Annotated in this window: 16 protein-coding genes, 2 pseudogenes and 1 CRISPR repeat array; of the genes and pseudogenes, 4 read left to right on the top strand and 14 right to left on the bottom strand. The window is 69.7% G+C overall.

All coding sequences use genetic code 11. The features are described from left to right. The first annotated feature begins 55 nt into the window (after nucleotides 1–55). Nucleotides 56–784 (top strand): amino acid ABC transporter ATP-binding protein, encoded by a 729-nt coding sequence (locus OL599_RS20065; RefSeq protein WP_264715702.1) that lies wholly within the window; start codon nucleotides 56–58, stop codon nucleotides 782–784. A 29-nt stretch (nucleotides 785–813) separates the two neighbouring features. Here the strand turns inward: OL599_RS20065 and OL599_RS20070 are convergent, their stop codons facing one another. Continuing rightward, on the bottom strand, nucleotides 814–1,071 hold the full coding sequence (locus OL599_RS20070; RefSeq protein WP_264715704.1) for a hypothetical protein: 258 nt from the start codon (nucleotides 1,069–1,071) through the stop codon (nucleotides 814–816). 160 nt (nucleotides 1,072–1,231) lie between these two features. On the opposite strand from OL599_RS20070, the gene OL599_RS20075 reads away from it, so the two are divergent. Both OL599_RS20075 and OL599_RS20080 read left to right on the top strand, forming a co-directional pair. Beyond that, nucleotides 1,232–2,122 (top strand): TauD/TfdA dioxygenase family protein, encoded by an 891-nt coding sequence (locus OL599_RS20075; RefSeq protein WP_264715705.1) that lies wholly within the window; start codon nucleotides 1,232–1,234, stop codon nucleotides 2,120–2,122. Nucleotides 2,123–2,139: 17 nt separating this feature from the next. Next, a complete protein-coding gene (locus tag OL599_RS20080; protein WP_264715706.1) occupies nucleotides 2,140–3,192 on the top strand; it encodes a cyclase family protein in 1,053 nt (350 codons plus the stop codon). Between the two features lie 32 nt (nucleotides 3,193–3,224). On the opposite strand, the gene OL599_RS20085 is transcribed toward OL599_RS20080, so the two are convergent. From OL599_RS20085 to OL599_RS20095, 3 genes are read right to left on the bottom strand one after another with little or no spacing between them, the layout of a single operon-like run. Next, nucleotides 3,225–6,149, bottom strand: a complete 2,925-nt coding sequence (locus OL599_RS20085) for a caspase family protein (protein ID WP_264715707.1) — start codon at nucleotides 6,147–6,149, stop codon at nucleotides 3,225–3,227. Nucleotides 6,150–6,162: 13 nt separating this feature from the next. Next, the gene (locus OL599_RS20090; RefSeq protein WP_264715708.1) at nucleotides 6,163–7,170 is read right to left on the bottom strand and encodes an SH3 domain-containing protein; all 1,008 of its coding nucleotides are present in this window, start codon (nucleotides 7,168–7,170) and stop codon (nucleotides 6,163–6,165) included. Between the two features lie 37 nt (nucleotides 7,171–7,207). Next, on the bottom strand, nucleotides 7,208–8,269 hold the full coding sequence (locus OL599_RS20095; protein ID WP_264715709.1) for a hypothetical protein: 1,062 nt from the start codon (nucleotides 8,267–8,269) through the stop codon (nucleotides 7,208–7,210). Between the two features lie 382 nt (nucleotides 8,270–8,651). Between OL599_RS20095 and OL599_RS20100 the strand changes: the two genes are divergently transcribed. Continuing rightward, a complete protein-coding gene (locus tag OL599_RS20100; protein ID WP_264715710.1) occupies nucleotides 8,652–8,960 on the top strand; it encodes a hypothetical protein in 309 nt (102 codons plus the stop codon). A gap of 379 nt (nucleotides 8,961–9,339) precedes the next feature. Beyond that, nucleotides 9,340–10,649: direct repeats of the CRISPR family, unit length 29 nt; unit sequence CGGTTCATCCCCGCAGGCGCGGGGAACAC. Nucleotides 10,650–10,709: 60 nt separating this feature from the next. Here the strand turns inward: OL599_RS20100 and cas2e are convergent. From cas2e to OL599_RS20150, 10 genes and pseudogenes are all read right to left on the bottom strand, one after another. Then, nucleotides 10,710–11,039, bottom strand: coding sequence for a type I-E CRISPR-associated endoribonuclease Cas2e (gene cas2e / locus OL599_RS20105; protein WP_264715726.1), 330 nt, complete (start codon nucleotides 11,037–11,039; stop codon nucleotides 10,710–10,712). Nucleotides 11,040–11,055: 16 nt separating this feature from the next. Beyond that, nucleotides 11,056–12,018: a type I-E CRISPR-associated endonuclease Cas1e gene (gene cas1e, locus OL599_RS20110; protein WP_264715711.1), complete on the bottom strand. Its 963-nt coding sequence runs from the start codon at nucleotides 12,016–12,018 to the stop codon at nucleotides 11,056–11,058. 10 nt (nucleotides 12,019–12,028) lie between these two features. Continuing rightward, a complete protein-coding gene (cas6e, locus tag OL599_RS20115; protein ID WP_264715712.1) occupies nucleotides 12,029–12,712 on the bottom strand; it encodes a type I-E CRISPR-associated protein Cas6/Cse3/CasE in 684 nt (227 codons plus the stop codon). Beyond that, a complete protein-coding gene (cas5e, locus tag OL599_RS20120) occupies nucleotides 12,709–13,452 on the bottom strand; it encodes a type I-E CRISPR-associated protein Cas5/CasD (RefSeq protein WP_264715714.1) in 744 nt (247 codons plus the stop codon). Before cas5e ends, cas6e begins: the two co-directional genes overlap by 4 nt. 3 nt (nucleotides 13,453–13,455) lie before the next feature. Continuing rightward, nucleotides 13,456–14,496, bottom strand: a complete 1,041-nt coding sequence (gene cas7e, locus OL599_RS20125) for a type I-E CRISPR-associated protein Cas7/Cse4/CasC (protein WP_264715715.1) — start codon at nucleotides 14,494–14,496, stop codon at nucleotides 13,456–13,458. Continuing rightward, nucleotides 14,493–15,053 (bottom strand): type I-E CRISPR-associated protein Cse2/CasB, encoded by a 561-nt coding sequence (casB, locus tag OL599_RS20130; protein WP_264715716.1) that lies wholly within the window; start codon nucleotides 15,051–15,053, stop codon nucleotides 14,493–14,495. The genes cas7e and casB overlap by 4 nt, the downstream gene beginning before the upstream one ends. Further along, complete coding sequence (gene casA, locus OL599_RS20135) at nucleotides 15,050–16,699, bottom strand: type I-E CRISPR-associated protein Cse1/CasA (RefSeq protein WP_264715717.1); 1,650 nt, start codon at nucleotides 16,697–16,699, stop codon at nucleotides 15,050–15,052. The genes casB and casA overlap by 4 nt, the downstream gene beginning before the upstream one ends. A 354-nt stretch (nucleotides 16,700–17,053) precedes the next feature. Beyond that, nucleotides 17,054–19,684, bottom strand: a complete 2,631-nt coding sequence (gene cas3 / locus OL599_RS20140; protein ID WP_264715718.1) for a CRISPR-associated helicase Cas3' — start codon at nucleotides 19,682–19,684, stop codon at nucleotides 17,054–17,056. 188 nt (nucleotides 19,685–19,872) lie between these two features. Continuing rightward, nucleotides 19,873–20,022 (bottom strand): annotated as a pseudogene (locus tag OL599_RS20145) (IS3 family transposase); the annotation flags it as partial. A gap of 50 nt (nucleotides 20,023–20,072) precedes the next feature. Beyond that, nucleotides 20,073–20,246 (bottom strand): annotated as a pseudogene (locus OL599_RS20150) (IS481 family transposase); the annotation flags it as partial. Nucleotides 20,247–20,433: the final 187 nt, after the last annotated feature.

The following is a 20,433-nucleotide window of genomic DNA, read 5'->3' on the forward strand; positions in this document are numbered from 1 at the left end:
CACCCCGTGTTCCGTGACATTCGTTTTCTGATCTCATGACCGCTGGGGCCGAACCATGATCACCGTCGAGAACGTCAGCAAATCCTACGGCGCCACGCGGGTTCTGACCGACTGCTCCACCGCGGTCGCGCGCGGCGAGATCGTCGTCGTCTGCGGCCCTTCGGGCTCGGGCAAGAGCACACTGATCAAGTGCATCAACGGCCTGGAGCCGATCGATGCCGGCCGCATCGTGGTGGACGGCACCAGCGTCGCCGACCGCGAGACCAACCTGCCGAAGCTGCGCGCGCGCATCGGCATGGTGTTCCAGACCTTCGAGCTCTATCCGCACATGACCGTCACCGAGAACATCACGCTCGCGCCCATCAAGGCGCTGAAGCGCACGCGGGCGGAAGCGGTGAAGCGCGCGAACACGCTGCTGGAGCGCGTGGGAATGCATGACTACGCGGACCGCTATCCCGCGAATCTCTCCGGTGGCCAACAGCAGCGCGTCGCGATTGCGCGCGCGCTCGCCATGGACCCGATCGCGATGCTGTTCGACGAGCCGACATCCGCACTCGATCCGGAAATGATCAACGAAGTGCTGGATGTGATGACGGCATTGGCACAGGACGGCATGACCATGATCGTGGTGACGCATGAAATGGGCTTCGCCCGCCGCGTCGCCGACCGGGTCGTGTTCATGGACCAGGGCCGCATCGTCGAGGATTCACCCACGCAGAACTTCTTCGAGCAGCCGGCGAGCGACCGGGCGCGGCTGTTCCTCTCGAAGATCCTGCATCACTGACAAATCCCGACCGGCAACGAGCCGGCGGATTACGGGCGGCCGGCGGTGGTGCGGGCGGTCGGATGCCGCCCACGCTCCTTCAGTTCCAGCGTGTATTCCCGATAGGTCATGCCGAGTTCCTCGGCCAGCGCCAGGCGCCGCAGCGCGATCTCCCGCGGCGGGGTCTTCCAGGCCCGGCGATGCGCCTTCTTCCAGCAGAACAGGCGCCACGCCTCGTTCTCATCCGGCAGGTCCGCATCCAGCGGCGGGCCGCCATTGTCGCCGATGGTGGGGATACGGTCGGTCATGCTGCCTGCGCCGTGGTTGTTTCGGCAGCATAGGATGGCCGGCATCGGCACGCCAAGCCGGTCGGCGGTGACAGCATGACAGCGCCCCTCTGGCCGGATATCGTCAGCGCCTGAGCAACGACCGCCCCCGGACGGCCGTCAGGGAAAGGGAGAGCGCAGCATGGCCAACACCATCCGTCCGGCCGATCCGGCCGCCCAGCCCGGCTTCTTCGGCGTCGTCTCCGGCGTCGATCTCCGCCGTCCGCTCACGCCGGACGAGGTCGCCGCGATCGAGGCGGGCATGGACCGGTTCGCGGTGCTGCTGTTCCGCGACCAGCCGCTCGACGACGAGCTGCAACTGGCGTTCACCCGCAATTTCGGCGAACTGGAGCTGGCCACCGGCGACCTCGCGCAAGGCGAGGAACGGCGGCTCAGGATGGAAATCAACGACATCTCCAACCTCGACCGCAACAACAACCTCATGGCGCGCGACGACCGCAAGCGGCTGTTCGGGCTGGGCAACATGCTTTGGCACTCCGACAGCTCGTTCAAGCCGACGCCGGCGAAATATTCGCTGCTCTCCGCCCGGGTGCTCCCGGCCACCGGCGGCAACACCGAATTCGCCGACATGCGCGCGGCCTGGGATGCGCTGGATGGCGAAACCCAGGCGCAGGTCCGCGACCTCGTGTGCGACCACAGCCAGCTGTTCTCACGCGGCGTGCTCGGCTTCACCGATTTCACCGAGGCCGAGCGGGCGAAATGGGCGCCGGTGCCGCAGCGCCTGGTGCGCCGGCATCCCGTCACGGGGCGGCTGTCGCTGTATCTGTCGTCGCATGCCGGGACCATCCATGGCTGGCCGGTGCCGGAGGCGCGGATGCTGCTGCGCGACCTCGCGGAGCACGCGACACAGCGGCGCTTCGTCCACGTCCATGAATGGCGCCAGAACGACCTGGTGATGTGGGACAACCGGGTGACCATGCATCGGGCCCGCCGCTACCCCGCCGATCAGCTGCGCGAGCTGCACCGCACCACCGTCGCCGACGCGGCGCCGACGCTCCAGCAAGCCGCCTGACGAAACCGGAGACGACGATGTCGCAGTCACCGCGCTGGACGCGCCGCCCGCCCGGCTCGACCTGGGGGGATTTCGGCCCGGACGACGAGCTGGGCCGGCTGAACCTGCTGACAAAGGAGAAAGTGCTGCAGGGCATCGCGGAAGTGAAGGAAGGCAGGACCTTCTGCCTCAGCCTGCCGCTCGACTATCCCGGCGGCGCCGTGCTGAACCCGCGCCGGCACCCGCCGGAGCTGCGGCCGACGCTGCGCCACGGCAAGCCCAACATGACCTACCCGCTGCGCTGCGACGACCCGACGGCGCTGGACGTGATCTGCGACGACCAGGTACTGCTGACGCTGCAATATTCCACGCAATGGGACAGCCTGGCGCATGTCGGCCAGATGTTCGACGTGGACGGCGACGGCAAGCCGGAGGACGTGTTCTACAACGGCTTCCGCGCCGGCTCGGACATCGTGGGGCCGGTGGTGTACGGCGCCCAGGGGCAGCAGACCCCCACCACCGGGCCGCAGGGCGCGCGGCGCCTGGGGGTGGAGAACATGGCGGCGTCCTGCATCCAGGGCCGCGCGGTGATGATCGACCTGGAAGCGCATTACGGCCGTTCGGGGACGATCATTGGTTATAGTGAACTGATGGCGGTGCTGGAAAAGGACCGCGTGGTAGTGGAACAGGGCGACCTGGTGTGCCTGCGCACCGGCTTCGCGCAATTACTGCTGGACATGAACAGGCAGCCGGACGTGGAGCGGCTGTTCAAGACCACCAGCGCGCTGGACGGCCGCGACGCGCGGCTGCAGCAATGGATCACGGATACCGGCCTGGTGGCGCTGATCGCCGACAACTACGCGGTGGAATGCCACCCGGCACGTCCCTGCACGGAGGATTTCTGCGCCACGTTGCCGCTGCACGCGCATTGCCTGTTCCGGCTGGGCGTCTATCTCGGCGAGATGTGGTACCTCACCGAGCTGGCCGACTGGCTGCGAACGCATGGCCGCAGCCGATTCCTGCTGACCGCGCCACCGCTGCGGCTGCCGGGTGCGGTCGGCTCGCCGGCGACGCCCGTCGCGACGGTGTAGCAGCGTCGCATTCCCGGGCGCGCGCACGCCCGTCAGCGGTCCACATGCGCAACCGGGAACGACCGCAGGTCGCGCTGGGCGGTACGGAACACCGCGTCCTGCTCATGGCCTTTCTGGCGCGCGAGCTGCCCGACCCGCCGCGAGACGTATTCGCCCAGTGTCAGCGCGCCCACATTGCCGTCGGCGTCCTCGCCCGCCCGCCCGGCCAGCGCCTCGCGCACGGCATACACGAACACGCCGTTGCGGTTGTCGTAGCTGTCCAGCGCCTCCTGCACCGAGCCGCTGGCGGCCAGCAGATAGCGGCCGGTCTCGTGGCCCACATTGGCGAGGTTGTCGGCAGTGACCTGCCCGGAATGGCAGGTGTCCAGCAGCAGCAGCGCGTCGCGCGCCTCGATGCGCGCCAGGGCGCCCACCAGCGTGCCCTCGTCGATCGCCTGACGGGCCATCGCCTGCCAGGACGAGACGTCGGACAGGTCCTGCGGGATCAGCAGGAAGCGGTCGGTCTCCTCGTCGCGCACGCCGTGGGTGGCGACATAGAACAGGAACGTGTCGCGCGGGCGAACCTGCTTCGACAGCCGCTCGAACGCCGCCAGGATGCCGGCCTTGGTGGCCTGGTCGTCCAGTAGCTGCGTCACCTCGACCGAGCTGTACAGCGGGGCGGCGGCGCGGCGGATGCCTTCGGTGAAGGCGCGGGCATCGGCGACCGCGTATTGCAGCGTCAGCGAGTCGTTGGCGAAATGGTCCACGCCGACCGACAGCACGAACAGCCGCCCGCGCCCGGTGGTGTCCGTCACCCCCTCGCGGGTCAGCAGCAAGGGCGCGGCCTGGGTGAAGATGGCGCTGCCGCCGTCGTACACGCGCAACTGCACCGTGTTGGCGCCGGGGTCCAGCGGCGCGTCCAGGATCACCGGCCCGCCGGCGGCCGGCGCGAGGCTGCGGCCGGTGTTGCGGTCGTTGACGAACATGTCGATCGGCCCGACGCCCAGGCCGCGCTCGGTCACCACCGCCGTCAGCCGCACGGTGGCTGTGTCCGCCGGCAGGGTCAGGGCCACGCCGGGTTTGATCGCCAGCGGCCGGCAGGACAGGTCGGGCTGCGGCAGGCAGGCATCCTTCACTTCCACCAGCGGCTGGCGCGCGAGGCGGTTGCGGATGTCGCCGAGCTCGGCCAGACGCGCCTGCGCCGGCGCCGGCTGGCCCAGCAGCCGGGCGCGCACCACGGCGGGTGCGTACAGCACGCGGTAGGCCTGGCTGAAGCTGACCCATTCCGGCTGCTGGTTGCGGCCGCGATTGAGGTGCACGCCCACCAGTTCGTTGCCGCCGCGATCGGCATGGTCGAAGAAGCCCTCGGGCGTGAACAGCACCCAGCGCGCGCCGTCGGCATGGGCGAACAGGGCGGCCCGCTCCTGCACGCCGCCGGCGGGCAGTGCCGGATCGAGCCCATACCAGCGCAGCGAGCCGTCAAGCAATGCGGCCACGGCGATCCGGCCGCCGGCGGCCACGGTCACCGCCCAGGCGGCAGCCGGCGTGTCCACCGCGGCGATTTCGCGCCCGTCGCGCGCATACAGGCGCAGATGCGTGTCGGTGCCCAGCAACACACCGGACCCATCCGCCAGCACGGCCGCGCTGCGGGCGATCTCGTCGCGCTCCAGGGCCAGCCTGCGGCCATTGAGCGTGGGCGCGCTGCTGTCGCGCCAGCCGGCCAGCGCCAGCCCCGGCGCCTCGGTGCGCGCCGGCGCCAGAGCGGCATCCGGCGTGCCGGCGGAACCAAGCGCGCGCTCCTTCACGGCGAAGCGCTGCAGGCCGTCGGCGGTGGTGAATTCGATCACGGCACCATCGGGCGACACCGCCAGCCGGCGCTCGCGCGCAGGCCGCAGATCGGCCAGCGGCGGCATCGGCCGGCGCAGCAGGCGCCCGTCGGAGCCGATGCGGCCCCAGCCCGGGTCCTCCGCCGCGAACACCGCGCCGCCGCCGGGCAGCGGCAGGATGTGGCGGATGGTGTCGTGCGCCGCCGCAAGGTCGGTGTAGCCGCCCAGGCCGAAATCGCCCCAGCGGCGGATCACGTAGCCGCCGGCGTCGTGAGCATAACCGCCAGCCAGCAACTGCACGCCCCCCTTGGCGTCAGCCGCCCACGCCGCCGCCAGCAGCCCCTCGCCCTTGAGGCCCGTGGTATCCGGACTGAACACCGGGGCCAGCACGCGTGCCGAGACGACGTCGATGCGCAGCCGCCCCGCCTTGTCCGCGGTCTCGCTGGTGGCGGCGAGCAGCGCCCCGTCCGGCGACAGCGCCAGCCCCCAGGGGCGCAATCCCGAAGGCAAGGCCGCCTCGGCCAGTTTGCGGCCGGAAGGATCGTAGGCGCGCAGCTTGCCGTCGGCAGCGGCGACATAGAGCCGCCCCTCGCGGTCGAGCACGATGGCGCGCACCGGGCCGGCATAGGCACGGTCCTCGTAGACCGCCTTGCCGGTGGCGGCGTCCCACACGCGCACCCCGCCCTGGGCGAGTCCGGCAGCGAACCGGGTGCCGTCGGGCGAGACCGCAAGGTCGTTCACCGGCGCGGGCAGCCCGCCCAGCAGGCCCACCAGAACGGCCCGCTCGGCGTCGAACACATAGATCGAGAAGGTGCCGTCCCATTGGCCGCCGGTGGCGCCGGCGGCGAACACGCGCCTGCCGTCGGGCGTGATCGCGACGGCGTAGATCTCGCCTTCCTGCAGCGTGCCGATGGGCGGGCGCAGCACCGCGCGCTGCGTGCCGTCGGGCAGCGACCACAGCCGCACGGTCTTGTCATAGCCGGCGCTGGCGAGCACCCGGCCGGAGGCATCGACCGCAAGCCGGGCCACGGCGCTGGTGTGGCCCCCGGCCTCGATGCGCAGGAACGGCTGCGGCGGCGGATCCCCGGCCACCGCCGGCCCGCCGGACAACACGCCCAGCAACAGGACGGCGGCGAGGAGCGCCCGGATCAACGGCCCGCCCCGGTCAGCTCGCCAGTTCGAAGCCGCTTGCGGCCGCCTGTTCGGACACCGCCACGCTCTGGGAGAAGCTGTCGCGGCGCGCGGCATTGCTGCCGGCCAGCATGCGCACATCGTTCCCGCCGCTGCCGCCCGACGACAGCAACGGGGCGCTTCCGGTTGCCCCCTGGATGGCGGAGGCAGGCGCATAGCCGCGCGCGCCGCTGGGTGTCTGCACCAGCACGTAGCCGCTGCGGCTGGGGGTGACGATCACCGGGTCGCTGGCGTTGAGCTGGCCGATATCGGCGGCAGCGGGATCGGGCTGCAGCTTCAGGGGCGCAGCACGGCGCACGGTGGCCGGCCGCGGCGCCGGCGCCTGGGTGGCGATAGCCGTCTTGGTGCCCGGCGCGAGGTTGTCCGCCGCCACCTCGAACTGCTCCGACCGGCCCTGGATCTGGCCGTTGATCTGTTTGGCCAAAGCCAGGTCATGCTGGACGTGCTGCTTCACCGTCCCCATGCGCGCCTCGGCGAGGCTGCGGTCGATGCGCCCGGCCTTGTAGTCCACGCGGATGGCCTGGGCCTGGCGGAAGCGGCAATCCATCAGCTGGTCGAAGGCCTGCTGGGTGCGATCGATATTCGTGTTCTCCCGCGCCAGGTCGCTGCTCACCTGGGTGAACATCCCGGCCTGGTCGTGTTGCTGCTGCTGCAGCGCCGACCAGTAGCCGCCGGCCGCGCCGAGCGCGCCGCCCGCGGCCGCCCCGATCAGCGCGCCTTTCCAGTCGCGCCCGATCAGCGCGCCGAGCGCCCCGCCCGCCACCGCACCGACGGCGGCACCGGTCAGGATCTGGGTGCCGAAATAGTTGCCGGTGGAATCGAGCGCGACCAGCTGGGCACGGCACGGATCGGTGCTGTCATTCGGCCCGATGCGCGCCTCTTGCGTCGAGAACGCGCCCTGGGCGCAGCCCGCCAGCAGGCCGGCGACGGCGAAAAGCGAGATGCAGAGGCGCAGCGGCTTCATCGGCTTGCGGATTGGCACGTGTCTTCTCCCGAACGGCAGCCCAGCGGGGCGCCGCCTACGACCATAGCTTCGCCCATCGGGACTGTCCCATGGCCGTGGCCGTATCGCGCCCCAGGTCACGGAATTTACCCGATATCGCCGCCAGGCGCGCGTCCCATTCGGCGTTGATCGGCTGGCCTTCGATGGTGGCGTGGAAGCGCACCGTCATCATGATGAGGAACAGCGGCTTGATGAACGCGGCGCGCAGCGGCCCGGCCAGCAGCACCGCGATCAATACGGTCATCAGCCCGCCGAGCTCGCGCGCCGATTGCGGCAGCGCCAGCGTGATCAGGCCCGCCGGAACCAGCAGCACGAACCACAGCGCCACGCTCATCGCCCGTTCCAGGATCACCGACCAGATCGCCATCTTCAGCACCGGCCTGGCGTTCTGGGTGTAATAGACGAGGCCCTCGCGGCTGCTGCGCCAGGGATCCTCATCGCTGCGGGCGAGGTTGTAGGAGAAGATGACCTTGTCGAGATACCGCGTGGCCGCCTTCAGCACCATGTTGACGAGGTGGGACAGCGAATCCAGCCCGGGGATCGGGACCAGGTCGGCGATCCAGTCCAGGGTGCGATGGAACGCCTCGACGACGCCGCGCACCAGCGCGTTCAGGCCGAACAGGACATTGGCCTGCACGAAGCGCTCGATCACCACGCGCCGGCCATACGCGAACATCGATTCGCTGCCGTTGCCGACGGCGCCCTTGGTGATCAGCTCGGTCAGCACGGCGACGTGGCCGCACTCGATGAGGTGCAGCACGTAGCGCAGGATGGCGCCCCAGACGAAGCTGGCGCCGAGCAGGCACAGCACCAGCCAGATCCAACCGAACACCGTGGCGACATGCGTGCCCAGCCAGGCGGCGCCGCCGAAGGTGACGACGATCCAGACGATCGCGGCGACGGAAGCGGCGAGCAGAACGCCGAACCGGGCCATGGCGTATGGCAGGCTGCGCAGCATCAGGCCGATGGCGGTGGCGAACGAGGCGTCGCGCACCGCCAGCGGATAGGCATGCCGCACGGCGGAAGAACCGGCGGCCGGCGTGGCCGTGCCGTCCGCCCATGCGGAACCGGGGGGCATGCGCACGGTTTCGTCGGATGATGGTTCCGGCATGGCGCGTCCTCGCGGGGCGGTCGGAACGAGGATGATCCGATCCGCGGACAAGAACAATCGGGTTGACAGTGATGTGACGCCCGGCCGCCGCCACGGCGCGCTTCACCCGAAATGTTTCGTCACGACCAATCCGTGGCCGGCCGCGGCGCCCCTAAGAACTCCTTAATCCGGCGCGTTGATGCTGCTGTCACGGTTCTGCTCGGTGGGCGGCGCCGACGCCCGGCACGAAACCATCGGCTGACCCGACCATGACCCACCGTGGAGACGCCCCATTTCAGCGCAAGTTCTGACATTCGACGATCTTCGGGGCGGCCTCACCGATCCGGACGTCGCGGCGCTGGGCCGCTTCGTGCCGACCTTGTGCGGCGGCTGGGCGTGCGAGATCCATCGCGAGGACGACGGCACCCGCCGCGCCTTCCTCATCGCCCGCGACTGGGGCGATGGCAGCGAGGCGGCGTTCGTGATCTGCCGTGAAGCCGGGCTGTTGACGCTGGCCGATCACCGGCGCACCCCCGCTTTCGGCAACGCCGAATGGTCCCTGGACCTGGCCGAGAGCGCGTTCGCGAGCCTGGACGAACTGCAAGCCCATATCGCCGCGCTGGTCGGTCGCCGCCGCACGGTGCCGGGCCCGGCCGCCGCCAGCGTCCAGCCCGGCTGACGGGCACGCGGGCGGCGGCTGCGCGCTGGCGGAGATGGCGTCTGCCATCGACGACGGACTATGGCGCGTGCGGCAACGGCCACCCGCAACCAGCGACACCAGGCCGCATCCCGCCACGCGGCCGGACGGCGTGACACGCCGTGCCGATTCGTTCGAGGTCGCGCCGGAGGCCCTTCGAAACAGCTGAGCGGCCTTCCCGGATCGGCCACCCCGGCGGCGAGAGCAGCAGTTGCACCGGCTCTAGTCGCCGGCCCGGACGCCGTGGCCCCTCGGCGACGTGCCGCCGGAGGCCGACGACGCGTCAGCGGCACCGTAATTTCCATCACGACGCCTGGCGCTGCTGGACATTTCGCCTGTTGGGAAAGGAGCGCTCGCGGCGCGGTTCATCCCCGCAGGCGCGGGGAACACCAAGAAGGCGCGGCCATGACGTGCCACGTCTACGGTTCATCCCCGCAGGCGCGGGGAACACTGCAGCCGCTCCGTGCGGACGAAGTTGAACCCCGGTTCATCCCCGCAGGCGCGGGGAACACTGCGTCTCATTGATTTTCACCGGGTCGACGCTCGGTTCATCCCCGCAGGCGCGGGGAACACTTCGGACCACAGCGGTGGCGCGCTCGCAGATGCGGTTCATCCCCGCAGGCGCGGGGAACACCTCGCCGGCGCCGCCTTCCCCGCTGCCGCCACCGGTTCATCCCCGCAAGCGCGGGGAACACGCGGCTCCGATGCGGATCGGATCGTCCCTCTGCGGTTCATCCCCGCAGGCGCGGGGAACACCGTTACGACGGGTCCAGTTATCCAACCGTGACCGGTTCATCCCCGCAGGCGCGGGGAACACGCAGCGTTCACGGAGGGGGGTTGGTGCCTGGGCGGTTCATCCCCGCAGGCGCGGGGAACACCAGCCGCCGCTCCCGCTTCTGTGGTTCGACGCCGGTTCATCCCCGCAGGCGCGGGGAACACGTCACCTTCGCATCACGAGAGAGTAGGTCGTACGGTTCATCCCCGCAGGCGCGGGGAACACCAGCGGCGCAAGCTGCTGGGGGTGATCGAGGACGGTTCATCCCCGCAGGCGCGGGGAACACGTGTTGCGGATCGGATCAGGCTCGAAGATCCCCGGTTCATCCCCGCAGGCGCGGGGAACACCTCCCGGAGCCACGGCGCCGGGTTTCTCCAGCCGGTTCATCCCCGCAGGCGCGGGGAACACGCGGTCTGGAAGAAAGGCATGCCCGTGGAAAACGGTTCATCCCCGCAGGCGCGGGGAACACATGCCCGCGCGCCTGTACAGGCACGCCTCGCACGGTTCATCCCCGCAGGCGCGGGGAACACATGGTGATGACATTCGGAATGGACAGGGAAACCGGTTCATCCCCGCAGGCGCGGGGAACACGAGCCCGAAGTGAAGTTGGGCAAGGGCCTGACCGGTTCATCCCCGCAGGCGCGGGGAACACTTCATCGACCGCGTGCGTTTCAGCCTGCGCACCGGTTCATCCCCGCAGGCGCGGGGAACACACAGCCCGCCAGCGCAACGCAATCCCTGCCCGCGGTTCATCCCCGCAGGCGCGGGGAACACTACAACGGCCTCATTCGGGCGAATTGGTCCACCGGTTCATCCCCGCAGGCGCGGGGAACACAGCATGGCACGCGTTACCGCGAAGCGGTCACGCGGTTCATCCCCGCAGGCGCGGGGAACACTCTTCCCAGAAGTGCTTGCGACATAACCCAGATCCACTCTTCAAAGAACCTACCGAAGAATTAGGGGCGCTTTCGCACCGACCGCCCCAACGTTTCCGGCGCGGTCGCCTCCACCTCCGGCATCATCGCGACGAGGCGGAAGCCATCCAGATCGACCGGGATGCGCCTGCTCTTGCCCACCGTGTCGAACGCAAACCCCGCGTCCGTCGGCGCCGCCCAGGCAATGACGGCGTTGCCATCCTCGATATAGGCACACACCTGCGTCCAGATCATCTCGCGCACCCGGCGGCCGTAATTGCCGACATACACGCCCGCCCGGACCTCCAGCAGCCAGACCGCCAGCCGGCCGCGCAGGCGCGGTGGCGCATCCTCGACGATCACCACCAGCATGCGGCCACCATTATAGCTATCCACGATGCCCGGCATCGCCGGACGGCTCTGGGTTGGGGATCGCCACAGGCTGGGCCTCTTCCGGCGCCTCCGGCACCGGCAGGCCGCCGGCGGCCAGCACGTCCTCGATTGCGGGAATCAGCTGCGACAGCAGATCGGTGCGGCGGAACGCGTCGCGGCAACGGCGACGGACGGCAGCGACCGGGTTGCCGATCCGCTCGCCATCCAGCGGCCGCCCGGCCGTCACCGCCGCGATGACCCGGAAGGCCTCGGGCACGACCGTCTCGAACTTGAACAGATCGGCCACGTCATAGACGAAGCTCTGCGGCTTGCCGGTGTGCAGGAAGCCGATGGCGGGCGCGTAGCCCGCCGCCAGGATCGCCGCCTCGCACAGGCCGTAGAGCGCCGCCGTCGCCGCCGACAGGCAGCGATTGGGAAGATCGGCCGCATCCCAGGCTTGCGGGTCGTAGCGCCGCCCCTCCCACGGCACCCCATGGCGCTGCGCCAGCAGGCGATACAACTCGCGCACCCGCGCACCCTCGATCCCGCGCAGCTGGTCGACGCTGCGGCGTGCCGGAGGCTCCTCATCGAACCGGCGCGCATACATCCGCCGCACCACCCGCAGGCGCGCGTCGTCGTCGAGCGCAAGCCTGGCCTGATAGAGCAGCCGGTCCGCCCGTGCGCCCCCTGGCTGGCCGGCGGCGTAAAGGCGCACCCCCGCCTCACCCACCCAGATCAGCAGCGTGCCGGCCCGGGCCGCCAGTGCGACGGCGGCATGCGATACCCGTGTGCCAGGCTCCAGCATCAGGCTGGCGATGCCGCCAACCGGAATGACCGTCCGCACACCCCGCGCATCGACAACGACGAAGGCCCCGTCGATGACATCGAGCTGGCCGCGCTCGATGAACAGGATCGATGACCGGTCCTTGATCGGGATCGGCCTGGGCGGCGGCAGGCCGGGGGCACCCTCGGTTGCCATGGCCGCCCGGTCAGGCCCGCCGCAGCAGCATGAGGCCGCAGCCGAACGCCCGGGCCCGCCCCAGACCACAGGTGACGGCCGCGACCAGCGCCGCCGGCTCGGTCACCGTCAGCACGCCCTCGAACGCAAGCACGCCGAACTCTGCGCACACGCTGCCGCCGCGCGGGATGCGGACCGTATCGTAGCCATCGATCCGCAACAGGTCCGTCTCGAGTGCGAACCCTGCACGGGTGCCCTGACGCGCCAACCACTCCGCCCCCGCGGTCACGATGGCGGCCCTGCGCGCGCCCGCCCGCTCCTCCCGCGGCATTCCGTGCAGCGCATCCATGACGACGTCGTGGCGCTTGCCGCGCACACCCGGTGCGGGGCTTCGCGCGACGGTGGGGTTGGCGCGCAGCAGGAACCCGAGCCGGTCGCCCCGGCGCAATCCCGGCGCCCAGGGTTTGCTCTCGACATCGAACAGCGCGCCATCGGCCTGGGCCGGCCGCGGGGCGAGGATCAGGAACGCACCGGGCTGCTCCTCACGCCACAGGAAATCCCGGGTGCGCCCCGGACCATCGGACATCAGGGACCACACCAGCCGATGCGCAGCCCCCAGGCGGGCATGCCCGTCCTCCGGCAGCAACAACGGCGCGATCGCCTGCACGCTGCTGTCCGGTCGCAGCCGGGCGCGGGAGAGGAACATGCCTGTCATGGCGTGGCGCCAACGGAAGCGGGCAGCGGCAGGCCGATCACCGCCTCCTGCCGGAGGGAGAATTGCCAGCGGTCGCGGCTGGCGATGCTGTCGCGCCGCGTCTCGATCCAGCGCGGCGGGATTCCGTCGGGAATGCCGTCGAGATCGGTCGCCAACGTGACCGGGCGGGCGCGCAACCGCGACCGGACAATCTGCTCCGGTATCGGAACCGGGCGCGCCTCCATCGCCGCCAGCGGGTCGGCGGCCGCCACGACGACGGGGCCGGGCGGCAATCCCAGCGGACAGGACTTGCGGCCGATCGAGAGCGTGAAATTCGGCCGCAGCAACGCGTCGGCCAGATCGGCCAACGGCACCGGCGCCTCGGCTCGCGCCCAGGCCGCGACCGTGTACAGCGAGTCGGTGCGGTATTCGCGACGCGACAGGATCGTCTCCAGCGGACGCGCATCCAACTCCGCCCGCCGTGTCGCATGATGCTCGCCGCGGCGCGCGGGCGGCACCTGAGCCGTGTGGTAGTCGCTGAGGGCCACGCCCGGCGCATCGACGCGAACGGCCACGCCATAACCGCGCTCCATGGCCGCATGCGTCGCTGCCGCCGTCCGCTCGATGCCCAAGGCGGCCGACAGCAGGCCGAGCAGGGCCGAGCGGCCGGGGCGCATCTCCCCGCCCCGCCGCTCGCCGACCGCCACGCCACCAAAGGCCGCCATGGGGCCGTGCAGCACGAAGACCAGATAGTCCCGCACCGCCTACACCCCCCGGCAGAACGCGAGAATGTCGTCGAGCGCGCCGGTTTCGCCCACCAGCATCTCGCATCGCCGGTCGGCGCAGGGGCCGTAGGCGGCGTCCATCGCCGCGCGCAACTGGCGAAGCTGCTCCACCGATGCCGCCATCACATCATTGCCCACAACCGGCTTCAGGAACGCGCCGGCAAGAGTGCGCGGCGTCTGGTCCCCGGCCTCGGCCAGCACGTAGTGCGCCCGCGCCCGGCTGGCGAAACTGGCCTGCTTGCCGGTGGGAGCCACGGTCGCGGCGGCGCGCACCAGCGCGGATAGCGCCGTCGCCGCGAGGCCCTCATCCGACAGGTTACGCCGCAGCAACGCGATATCGGCGCAGATGTACAGATAGAACAGGCCGGCGGCAAAGCCGGCTTCGCCCAGGAAGCCCGCGCCGGCATCCTCGTCAGGCGTCTTGAGGTCATCGACGGCGACGTAGTAGTCGTCCTCGACCGCGATCTTGTGGGTGGTGATGGCGTGCGCAACCTGCACCGCCGCCTCGCGGTTGTAGTCGGGATTGTCCGCCAGCATGCGGCCGAACATGGCGATGTCGGCGGCGGTGTCCTTCTGCCGAAGCAGGCTTGCCGCATTGGGCTCGATCTTGGCGCCGGCGGCGGCCTGCTCCGCCATCGCCAGTGCGGCTTCGCGTTCCTCGGCGGAAATGAAGGCGAGCTGCTCCGTGCGGGTCGGGTTCTTGTCGGCCTCCGGCTTGACCTTGCCGAACACCGGAACGATGTCGCGGGCGATCCTGGTGGCCTTCGCCGCGTCGGTGCCGCGGGCAATCAGATGGTCGCGGATGACCTCGCCGAGACGCTGCGTGCGCTCGCCGCGATGGCCGTCCAGTGCCGCCTTGAATGCGTCCGACGTGCGCCAGGCGCGCTTCAGGGACTGCGACGACAGCCGCAGCCGCGTGGCCCCGCCGATGACGGCCGTCTTGGGCCGCCCCGTATCGTCGCGGTTGAGATTCGCGGGCGGGTAGAAGGTCAGCAGATGGAGTTGCAGGAAACGGCTCATGCGGATGCGTCCTCGCTGGCGAATGCAACTGCATCCGCGTCGTTGGCAGTGATGTCGGCGGTGGTCCCGAAATCCGGCGCCTCGTGATAGGCGTAGATCCAGCGGCGCCGCTGCTTGTCGTTCCAGCGCCACAGGCTTGCCGCGAGGTCGGCGACGTTCAGCTTGTGGCCCGCGAGTGCCACGAGGCGACGGAAGCCGATCAGTTGCTCGTCGTCGGTGTCGGCCTGCAACAGCCGGCGGAATCGCAGGTCGGAGATCGCGGCCTTGCCGTCCTGCTGGACGCCCACCTGCCGGGCGACAGGAAGTCCGCCGACATTGTCGCGGACATGCGCAAGCACGGCGGCGATCAGCGCCGCGCGTCCAAGGTCGCACTCGGTTCCGCCCAGCCGCCGGCACAGGGCGATGGCCGCCGGCTCGCCCGCCGCCTCCATCACCGTCGCGCAACGACGCAGCCTGGCGAGCGCTGCACGGTCGCCGCGGCGCGGCTTCCCGGCCTCGTCGCACGGTTGCAGATCACGCCACCATGCGGCGGCGATTGGCCCCGTCTTCGGGCTCATGTGCGTCTCTTCCCTGCTTTCGCCACGGATTTCGGTTTGGCGACGGCCGGCGGCGGCAGCCCCAGCGCCCGGAACAACGACTCGCCATCCTTGCCGTAGCCGTTCAACGCAAAGCGGAGGCCCTTCGCCGCGGCGGCAATGCGGTCGGGGCGGCGATCGGCCCCGGTCGCGTCGATGGGCGCGGCTTCGGCAAACAACGCGGCCGCGGCGCCGGCGAGATCGCGCAGCCATTGCCGCCGCACCGCTTCAGCTTCGATGGCCCCGCCGGCAGCGGCCTGCACGCGTTCGAGAAATGCCGGTTCCGTCGTGGCCCAGAAGCGCTCGCGCAGTGTGGTCAGCAGCCCGGCGTCGAGCGCCACTTTCGCGCCGTCCGAGAACAGGGCGCGTCGCACGGCCCGGCCCAGCAGCGCCGCCGCGTCGTTGGCGCCAGCGATCAACTGGCGCAGAAGCTGGACGAACGCCTCGGTTCGCTGCGGATCACCCGGTTCGATGACCGGCATCTCGCTCTCGACGAACCCGCGCGCCTTCATGTTGTCCATGTCGTAGCCGGCAGCCAGCAGCCGCCACCGCAGCCGATCGCCGCCTTTCGCCACCTGCCACAGGCGTCGCTCGCGAAACCGGCTGATGCACCGGGCGGCGCGGCGCGTCGTCGCCGCATCGGCAAAGATCAGCCCGACCCAGTGCCGGTAGCCGACGCCGCCCGGCTGGGCGTGAACCGGGAGCCACTGCGCGTCGGTCGGCTTCTGCCGGTAATAGGGAGACAGCGGATGCTCCCAGGCCGCATAGTTCGTGCCATACGGTCGCTGCCGCCAGGCGCGCACGACAACACTGTCCGTGGCGCCGCTGAGGTCGCACGACGCACTGTCGACGTTGTCGGCGAATTCAAGCCGGATGCGCCGCGCCATCCCCCAGAACGCGTGCCGGTCGTGGGTGTCGGTTGGCGTCGTCGAACGCCCCGCTTCGCTGGTCCGCGTGGGCGCAAGCCACGGGAAGATCCTTGGCAACTGCTCGGGCGTGGGGACCTCGCCCACCGGCACGTTCGCCCACAGCAAATGCCACAGCGGCAGGCTTCCGTTTCGCGGCGGCACGGCAAGCGTGGTCAGCGGCCCGCCGCCGCGCAGCCCGACCCGATTCCCGGCGCCGCCGGCCGGTGCAAAGGATTGCAGCGTGAACAGGGCCATCGCCGCCGCCGCGCGACCCATGGTCGCAACCGCGTTGCGCTTGACGAAATGATCGGCATTCTTCTTCAGCGTCTGGCCGCCCGGGGCGTCGATCAGCAGCGTCTCGATCCGGTTGGCGTCACCCGCAACATCCTCGAGATCCTGCATGAAGCGCGGACCGTCGCCGTCAAGGACAAATGCATGCGCGAACGGCGCAAAGGCTTCCGCCAGCACATCCGGCGACGGTGCCACCTTCCACCAATCCAGCCATCCACCCGGTTCGTCCGTACCGTCGTCATCGGCCGGCGGACAGGCGGTGGCGAGCAGTCCGATCAGAAACTCCAGGCCGGCGAGCCGGAAATCAGGTCGCGGCCAGTCCAGTGCCACGATCGGGTCCGTGGTGATGGCGTCGGTGATGTCACAGAGTCGGACGGTCAGCGCGCGGCCACTGGCCCGGCGCACGGGGACCCATGCGTCCGACAGCAATGAGAATGCCAAAACGTCGCTCCATTACGAAAGACAAGGGAACGCGGCAAACCGTGGCGCAGCGAAGTGGACGCCACGAGGGCTCGGCGATTCGGCCGACGACGATCTATTCCAGGCCGATTTCGCGGCGCTTTCCTTTAATCGTACAACCGTGCCGGTCGTGTATCAATATCCTGCCGCGCGTCCCTCGCGAAAGCCAGGGCTCGTTCGCTTTGGGTCTTGCGAAAAGACCTCAGACGGTCTGACACCAGGCAAGCCGGCCGCTCTCCCGAGGAGGGCCAGGAGCTGCTTCATCCAGCCGCATTGCGTTCCGGAGACGGCATGGATTATCGCCGGATCGCAGCGACGCCCCGCTCATATCGCCATCAGTCCTCGATGCAGATCGTAGGTCGCGCGCCGCCCGCCCTTTTCAGTGGCAACGCTCCCCTCCCACCCATCCGGCGAGCGTGTCATCACCAGCATCGGCAAGTCCTGGTCCCATCGCCCCCACTCACGTTTCGCCGCCGCGACAGCCTCCGCGAGCGGACCGGTCGGCGTGGGCACGCCCGATGCGCGCCAGGCTGCCAGCGACACCTCCGACAAGGCCCAGGCCAGACGCGGCGAGTCCGCCTGGCACCACGGCGACAAGACGCCGTCACACCAGCGCGCGAGACGAAAGGTCACGCTCTCCTCCGACAGGCGGGTCGGTGTGCGGACGTCGCTGTCCCAGCCCTGCCCGGAGTCGTATCCGTCCTTCCAGACCAGGACATTCATCTTGCCCATGGCGATTGCGGCGCTTTCGACACCCTGCTCGGCCGCCAATGCGGCGCGCAAGCCCTCGGGCACGTCGTCCGGCTTCGCGTACACCGCCTCGATCAACCGCCGTACGTCGCCCGGCGTGGCGATCGCGCCGGTCCCGAACAGCTCGCGCGCGGTCCGCCACAGGATGGTCCATCGGTAGATGTTCCGCGTTCGCCGCAACGGTCCGCAGAGCCAGCCGCCATCCGCGTCCGTGGTGGGCTCCGGTGAAACCACCAGCAGCCTCGGCGTGTCCGCTGCCGCCGGGCGATCCGGCCGCGCGTGCCGCCACAGCCGCCCGGCGCGCTGGATCAGCAGGTCGATGGGCGCAAGATCCGACACGATCAGGTCGAAATCGAGGTCGAGGCTCTGCTCGATCACCTGGGTCGCCACCAGCACGCGCCCGGCACGCTCCGTCTGCGCCGCAATGCGGCCGAACCGCCGGATCGCCGCCTCCTCGATCTGCAACCGATCGCCCATGGCAAAACGGGCGTGGAACAAATCCGCGTCGATCCCATCCGTGCGAAGGGCAGCATGGCCCTCGATCGCGTCGTCCACCGCATTGCGGATCCAGGCAACCGCCAGCCCGGCCCGCGCCGCCGCTGCGATCCGAGCGACGGCGGCCTCGGCAGTCGCCAGCCGCTCGACGACCACGTTTCGGCCGAGCTCGCGGCGCGGATCGCACGGCTGTTCCAGCGCGCCGCCCGCGGTCGCCAGCGTGACCAACGGATAGTGGTCACAGGCAAGTTCGGATGTGCTTCCTCCCGCCCCGCGATGGAACGCGGTGACCAGCGCCGCGCGCCGCGCCTGCGGCAACGTCGCCGACAGGATGATCGTGCTGCCGCCGAGGCCGGCATGGAACGCCACCAGCGTTTCCAGCTCCTGCGACATGTAGGCGTCATACGCATGGGCCTCGTCCACGATCAGCACGCGCTGCGACAGACCGAGTTGTCGCAGGGCCGCATGCCGCGCCGGCAGAACAGCGAGCAGAGCCTGATCGATGGTGCCGACCCCGACATCGGCGAGGAATGCGCGGCGCCGATCCGAGGCGACCCAGGCCGCGCACTGCGCGCCTGCGGTCTCGTCCGCCGGGTCAGTCGCCAGAGCATCGTCGCTGTCCGGCACGGGGAGGATCGATTTCTGGAACCGTTCGTGCAGCCCGCGCTTGCCGTGCGCCAGCACCAGCGATGGCGCTTCCCCGGTATCGAACAACGCGCGATAGGCTTCGGCGAGACGCGAATACATCGCATTTGCCGTGGCCATGGTCGGCAATGCCACGAACAGGCCGTGCGCCTGCCCCGCGGCCATCATCCGGTGTGCGAGCAGGAGGGCCGCCTCGGTCTTGCCGGCGCCGGTTTGATCCTCGATCACCACGAGCGATGGGCCATTGGCGGGCAAGTCCAGCGTCGCGGCCAGTGCTTGCAAAGGGGTCGGCTCGGTTACGTGGGGCGCAAGATCGGCCAGGGCGACCTGGCTTCGCGCCCGCGCCGGCATGATCCCCGCCCTCGCCACAGCGGCAGACGCTTGCGGGAGCGCGTGCTCGGTCCAGTACTGTTCGAGTGGTATCGGCGTTGGATGCGCCGCGAACCACGCCTCGTTGGAGCCGATCCAGTCGGACAACACGGCGAGGCCGGCCAACTGCCAGATGAGACCTGGCGCGACGGCACGGCCCGGAAATCGAACGTGGTGGCCGCCTACGACCCTGGCAGCGTCCGCGGCGAACAGGCGGGCGGCGCCCAGGCAGACATTGCACGCCTCCTCGGCTGGCACCGCGTCGATTGAACCTGGCGGCCGCCCGTGATGTCCGCACACCGCGCGCAGCATGCCATGCCTGAAATTGCCCCAGCCTTCCAGCAAGGGCGCCGCGACATCTTCGAGGGGACCCGTCAGCAATCCGTATCCGGCGGTGTCGTGACCATGCGGCGCTGCAACCGGCTGGAACCGGCCCAGCACCGTCGGCCAGAACGCCTGCGCCTTGCATTGGAAAGTGCGCGTGAACTTGCCGATGTCATGCCAGGCGACCAAAGCCAGCAGCAGCGCGTGGAATTCGGGATTGACGCGCGGAACCCCGTGTTCACGCAAAAGAACCGACGCGACCGCGGCGACATCGAGGCTGTGATACGCGGCCGGGTGCCAGCCCGGCGAGCCATCGTCACGTCGACGCGTCTTCCCCCAGAACGCGAGGTACGGATCTTGCCTATCGGACATGGAACGATCTCCGACTCGAAACTTCTCCGAATCGACATTGTCATCGGTTGGACGCGATGTCACACGCGTGTGGGGCGCGCTCGGGACCGATCGCGTGGGAATGAGCCGCGCCGCACTCTGACAATGCCGCTCGGCTTGGTGCGAGCTCAGCGGTCAACAGCGGGGCCCGGCTGCACATTAATCCAGGGCAGCGTCTCCACCGTGCCGCCGATCTTGGCCGCGATCGACACCATCGCCGCCCACTCCGAGGCGTGCTCGCCCCGGTGCTCAAGCACCATCCGCACGGCACGTCGCCGAACCTCAGGCGAGAACTTCCTGATCCGCTGTTGTTCCGTCATCGCTCCACTCTCTCAAGAGTTGGAGCCTCCGGCAAACCCGGCCCGGTTCAACCGTTGGTCTGCGGACTCTTCACCTTGGTGCGGGTATGGTCGATGTTTTCCACGGCCAGATAGAGTTCATATTCATGCCGATCATGCGCACCGCAATACTCGGTGCCGCGATCGATGAGGATCCGACCGATGCGGACGTCATGGTTGTCAAAGGAGGGGATCACCCTGTCGTTTCTGATCAAGGCGTCGCTGCAGCGTCAGGAACGCCGACGCTGGGCGTTCTTCATGCGGGTCTCAGCGCGCGGTACTCACGCCGCAGGATGTCCATCAATTCCTCAACCGACGTTGCCGCCGAATCCCGCTCATAGGTCACCGAGCCATGCTGCATGAGCATGATGCGGTCAGCGATATCGAGCGTTT

Source organism: Limobrevibacterium gyesilva (genome assembly GCF_025989185.1).
Taxonomy (GTDB): Bacteria; Pseudomonadota; Alphaproteobacteria; order Acetobacterales; family Acetobacteraceae; genus Limobrevibacterium; species Limobrevibacterium gyesilva.

Coding starts and splice junctions, on each gene's coding strand:
- cas7e (WP_264715715.1), bottom strand. CDS start 14,496: ATGAGCCGTTTCCTGCAACTCCATCTGCTGACCTTCTACCCGCCCGCG.
- cas6e (WP_264715712.1), bottom strand. CDS start 12,712: ATGACAGGCATGTTCCTCTCCCGCGCCCGGCTGCGACCGGACAGCAGC.
- casB (WP_264715716.1), bottom strand. CDS start 15,053: ATGAGCCCGAAGACGGGGCCAATCGCCGCCGCATGGTGGCGTGATCTG.
- cas1e (WP_264715711.1), bottom strand. CDS start 12,018: ATGGCAACCGAGGGTGCCCCCGGCCTGCCGCCGCCCAGGCCGATCCCG.
- cas2e (WP_264715726.1), bottom strand. CDS start 11,039: ATGCTGGTGGTGATCGTCGAGGATGCGCCACCGCGCCTGCGCGGCCGG.
- OL599_RS20080 (WP_264715706.1), top strand. CDS start 2,140: ATGTCGCAGTCACCGCGCTGGACGCGCCGCCCGCCCGGCTCGACCTGG.
- OL599_RS20095 (WP_264715709.1), bottom strand. CDS start 8,269: ATGCCCCCCGGTTCCGCATGGGCGGACGGCACGGCCACGCCGGCCGCC.
- OL599_RS20070 (WP_264715704.1), bottom strand. CDS start 1,071: ATGACCGACCGTATCCCCACCATCGGCGACAATGGCGGCCCGCCGCTG.
- cas3 (WP_264715718.1), bottom strand. CDS start 19,684: ATGTCCGATAGGCAAGATCCGTACCTCGCGTTCTGGGGGAAGACGCGT.
- OL599_RS20065 (WP_264715702.1), top strand. CDS start 56: ATGATCACCGTCGAGAACGTCAGCAAATCCTACGGCGCCACGCGGGTT.
- OL599_RS20075 (WP_264715705.1), top strand. CDS start 1,232: ATGGCCAACACCATCCGTCCGGCCGATCCGGCCGCCCAGCCCGGCTTC.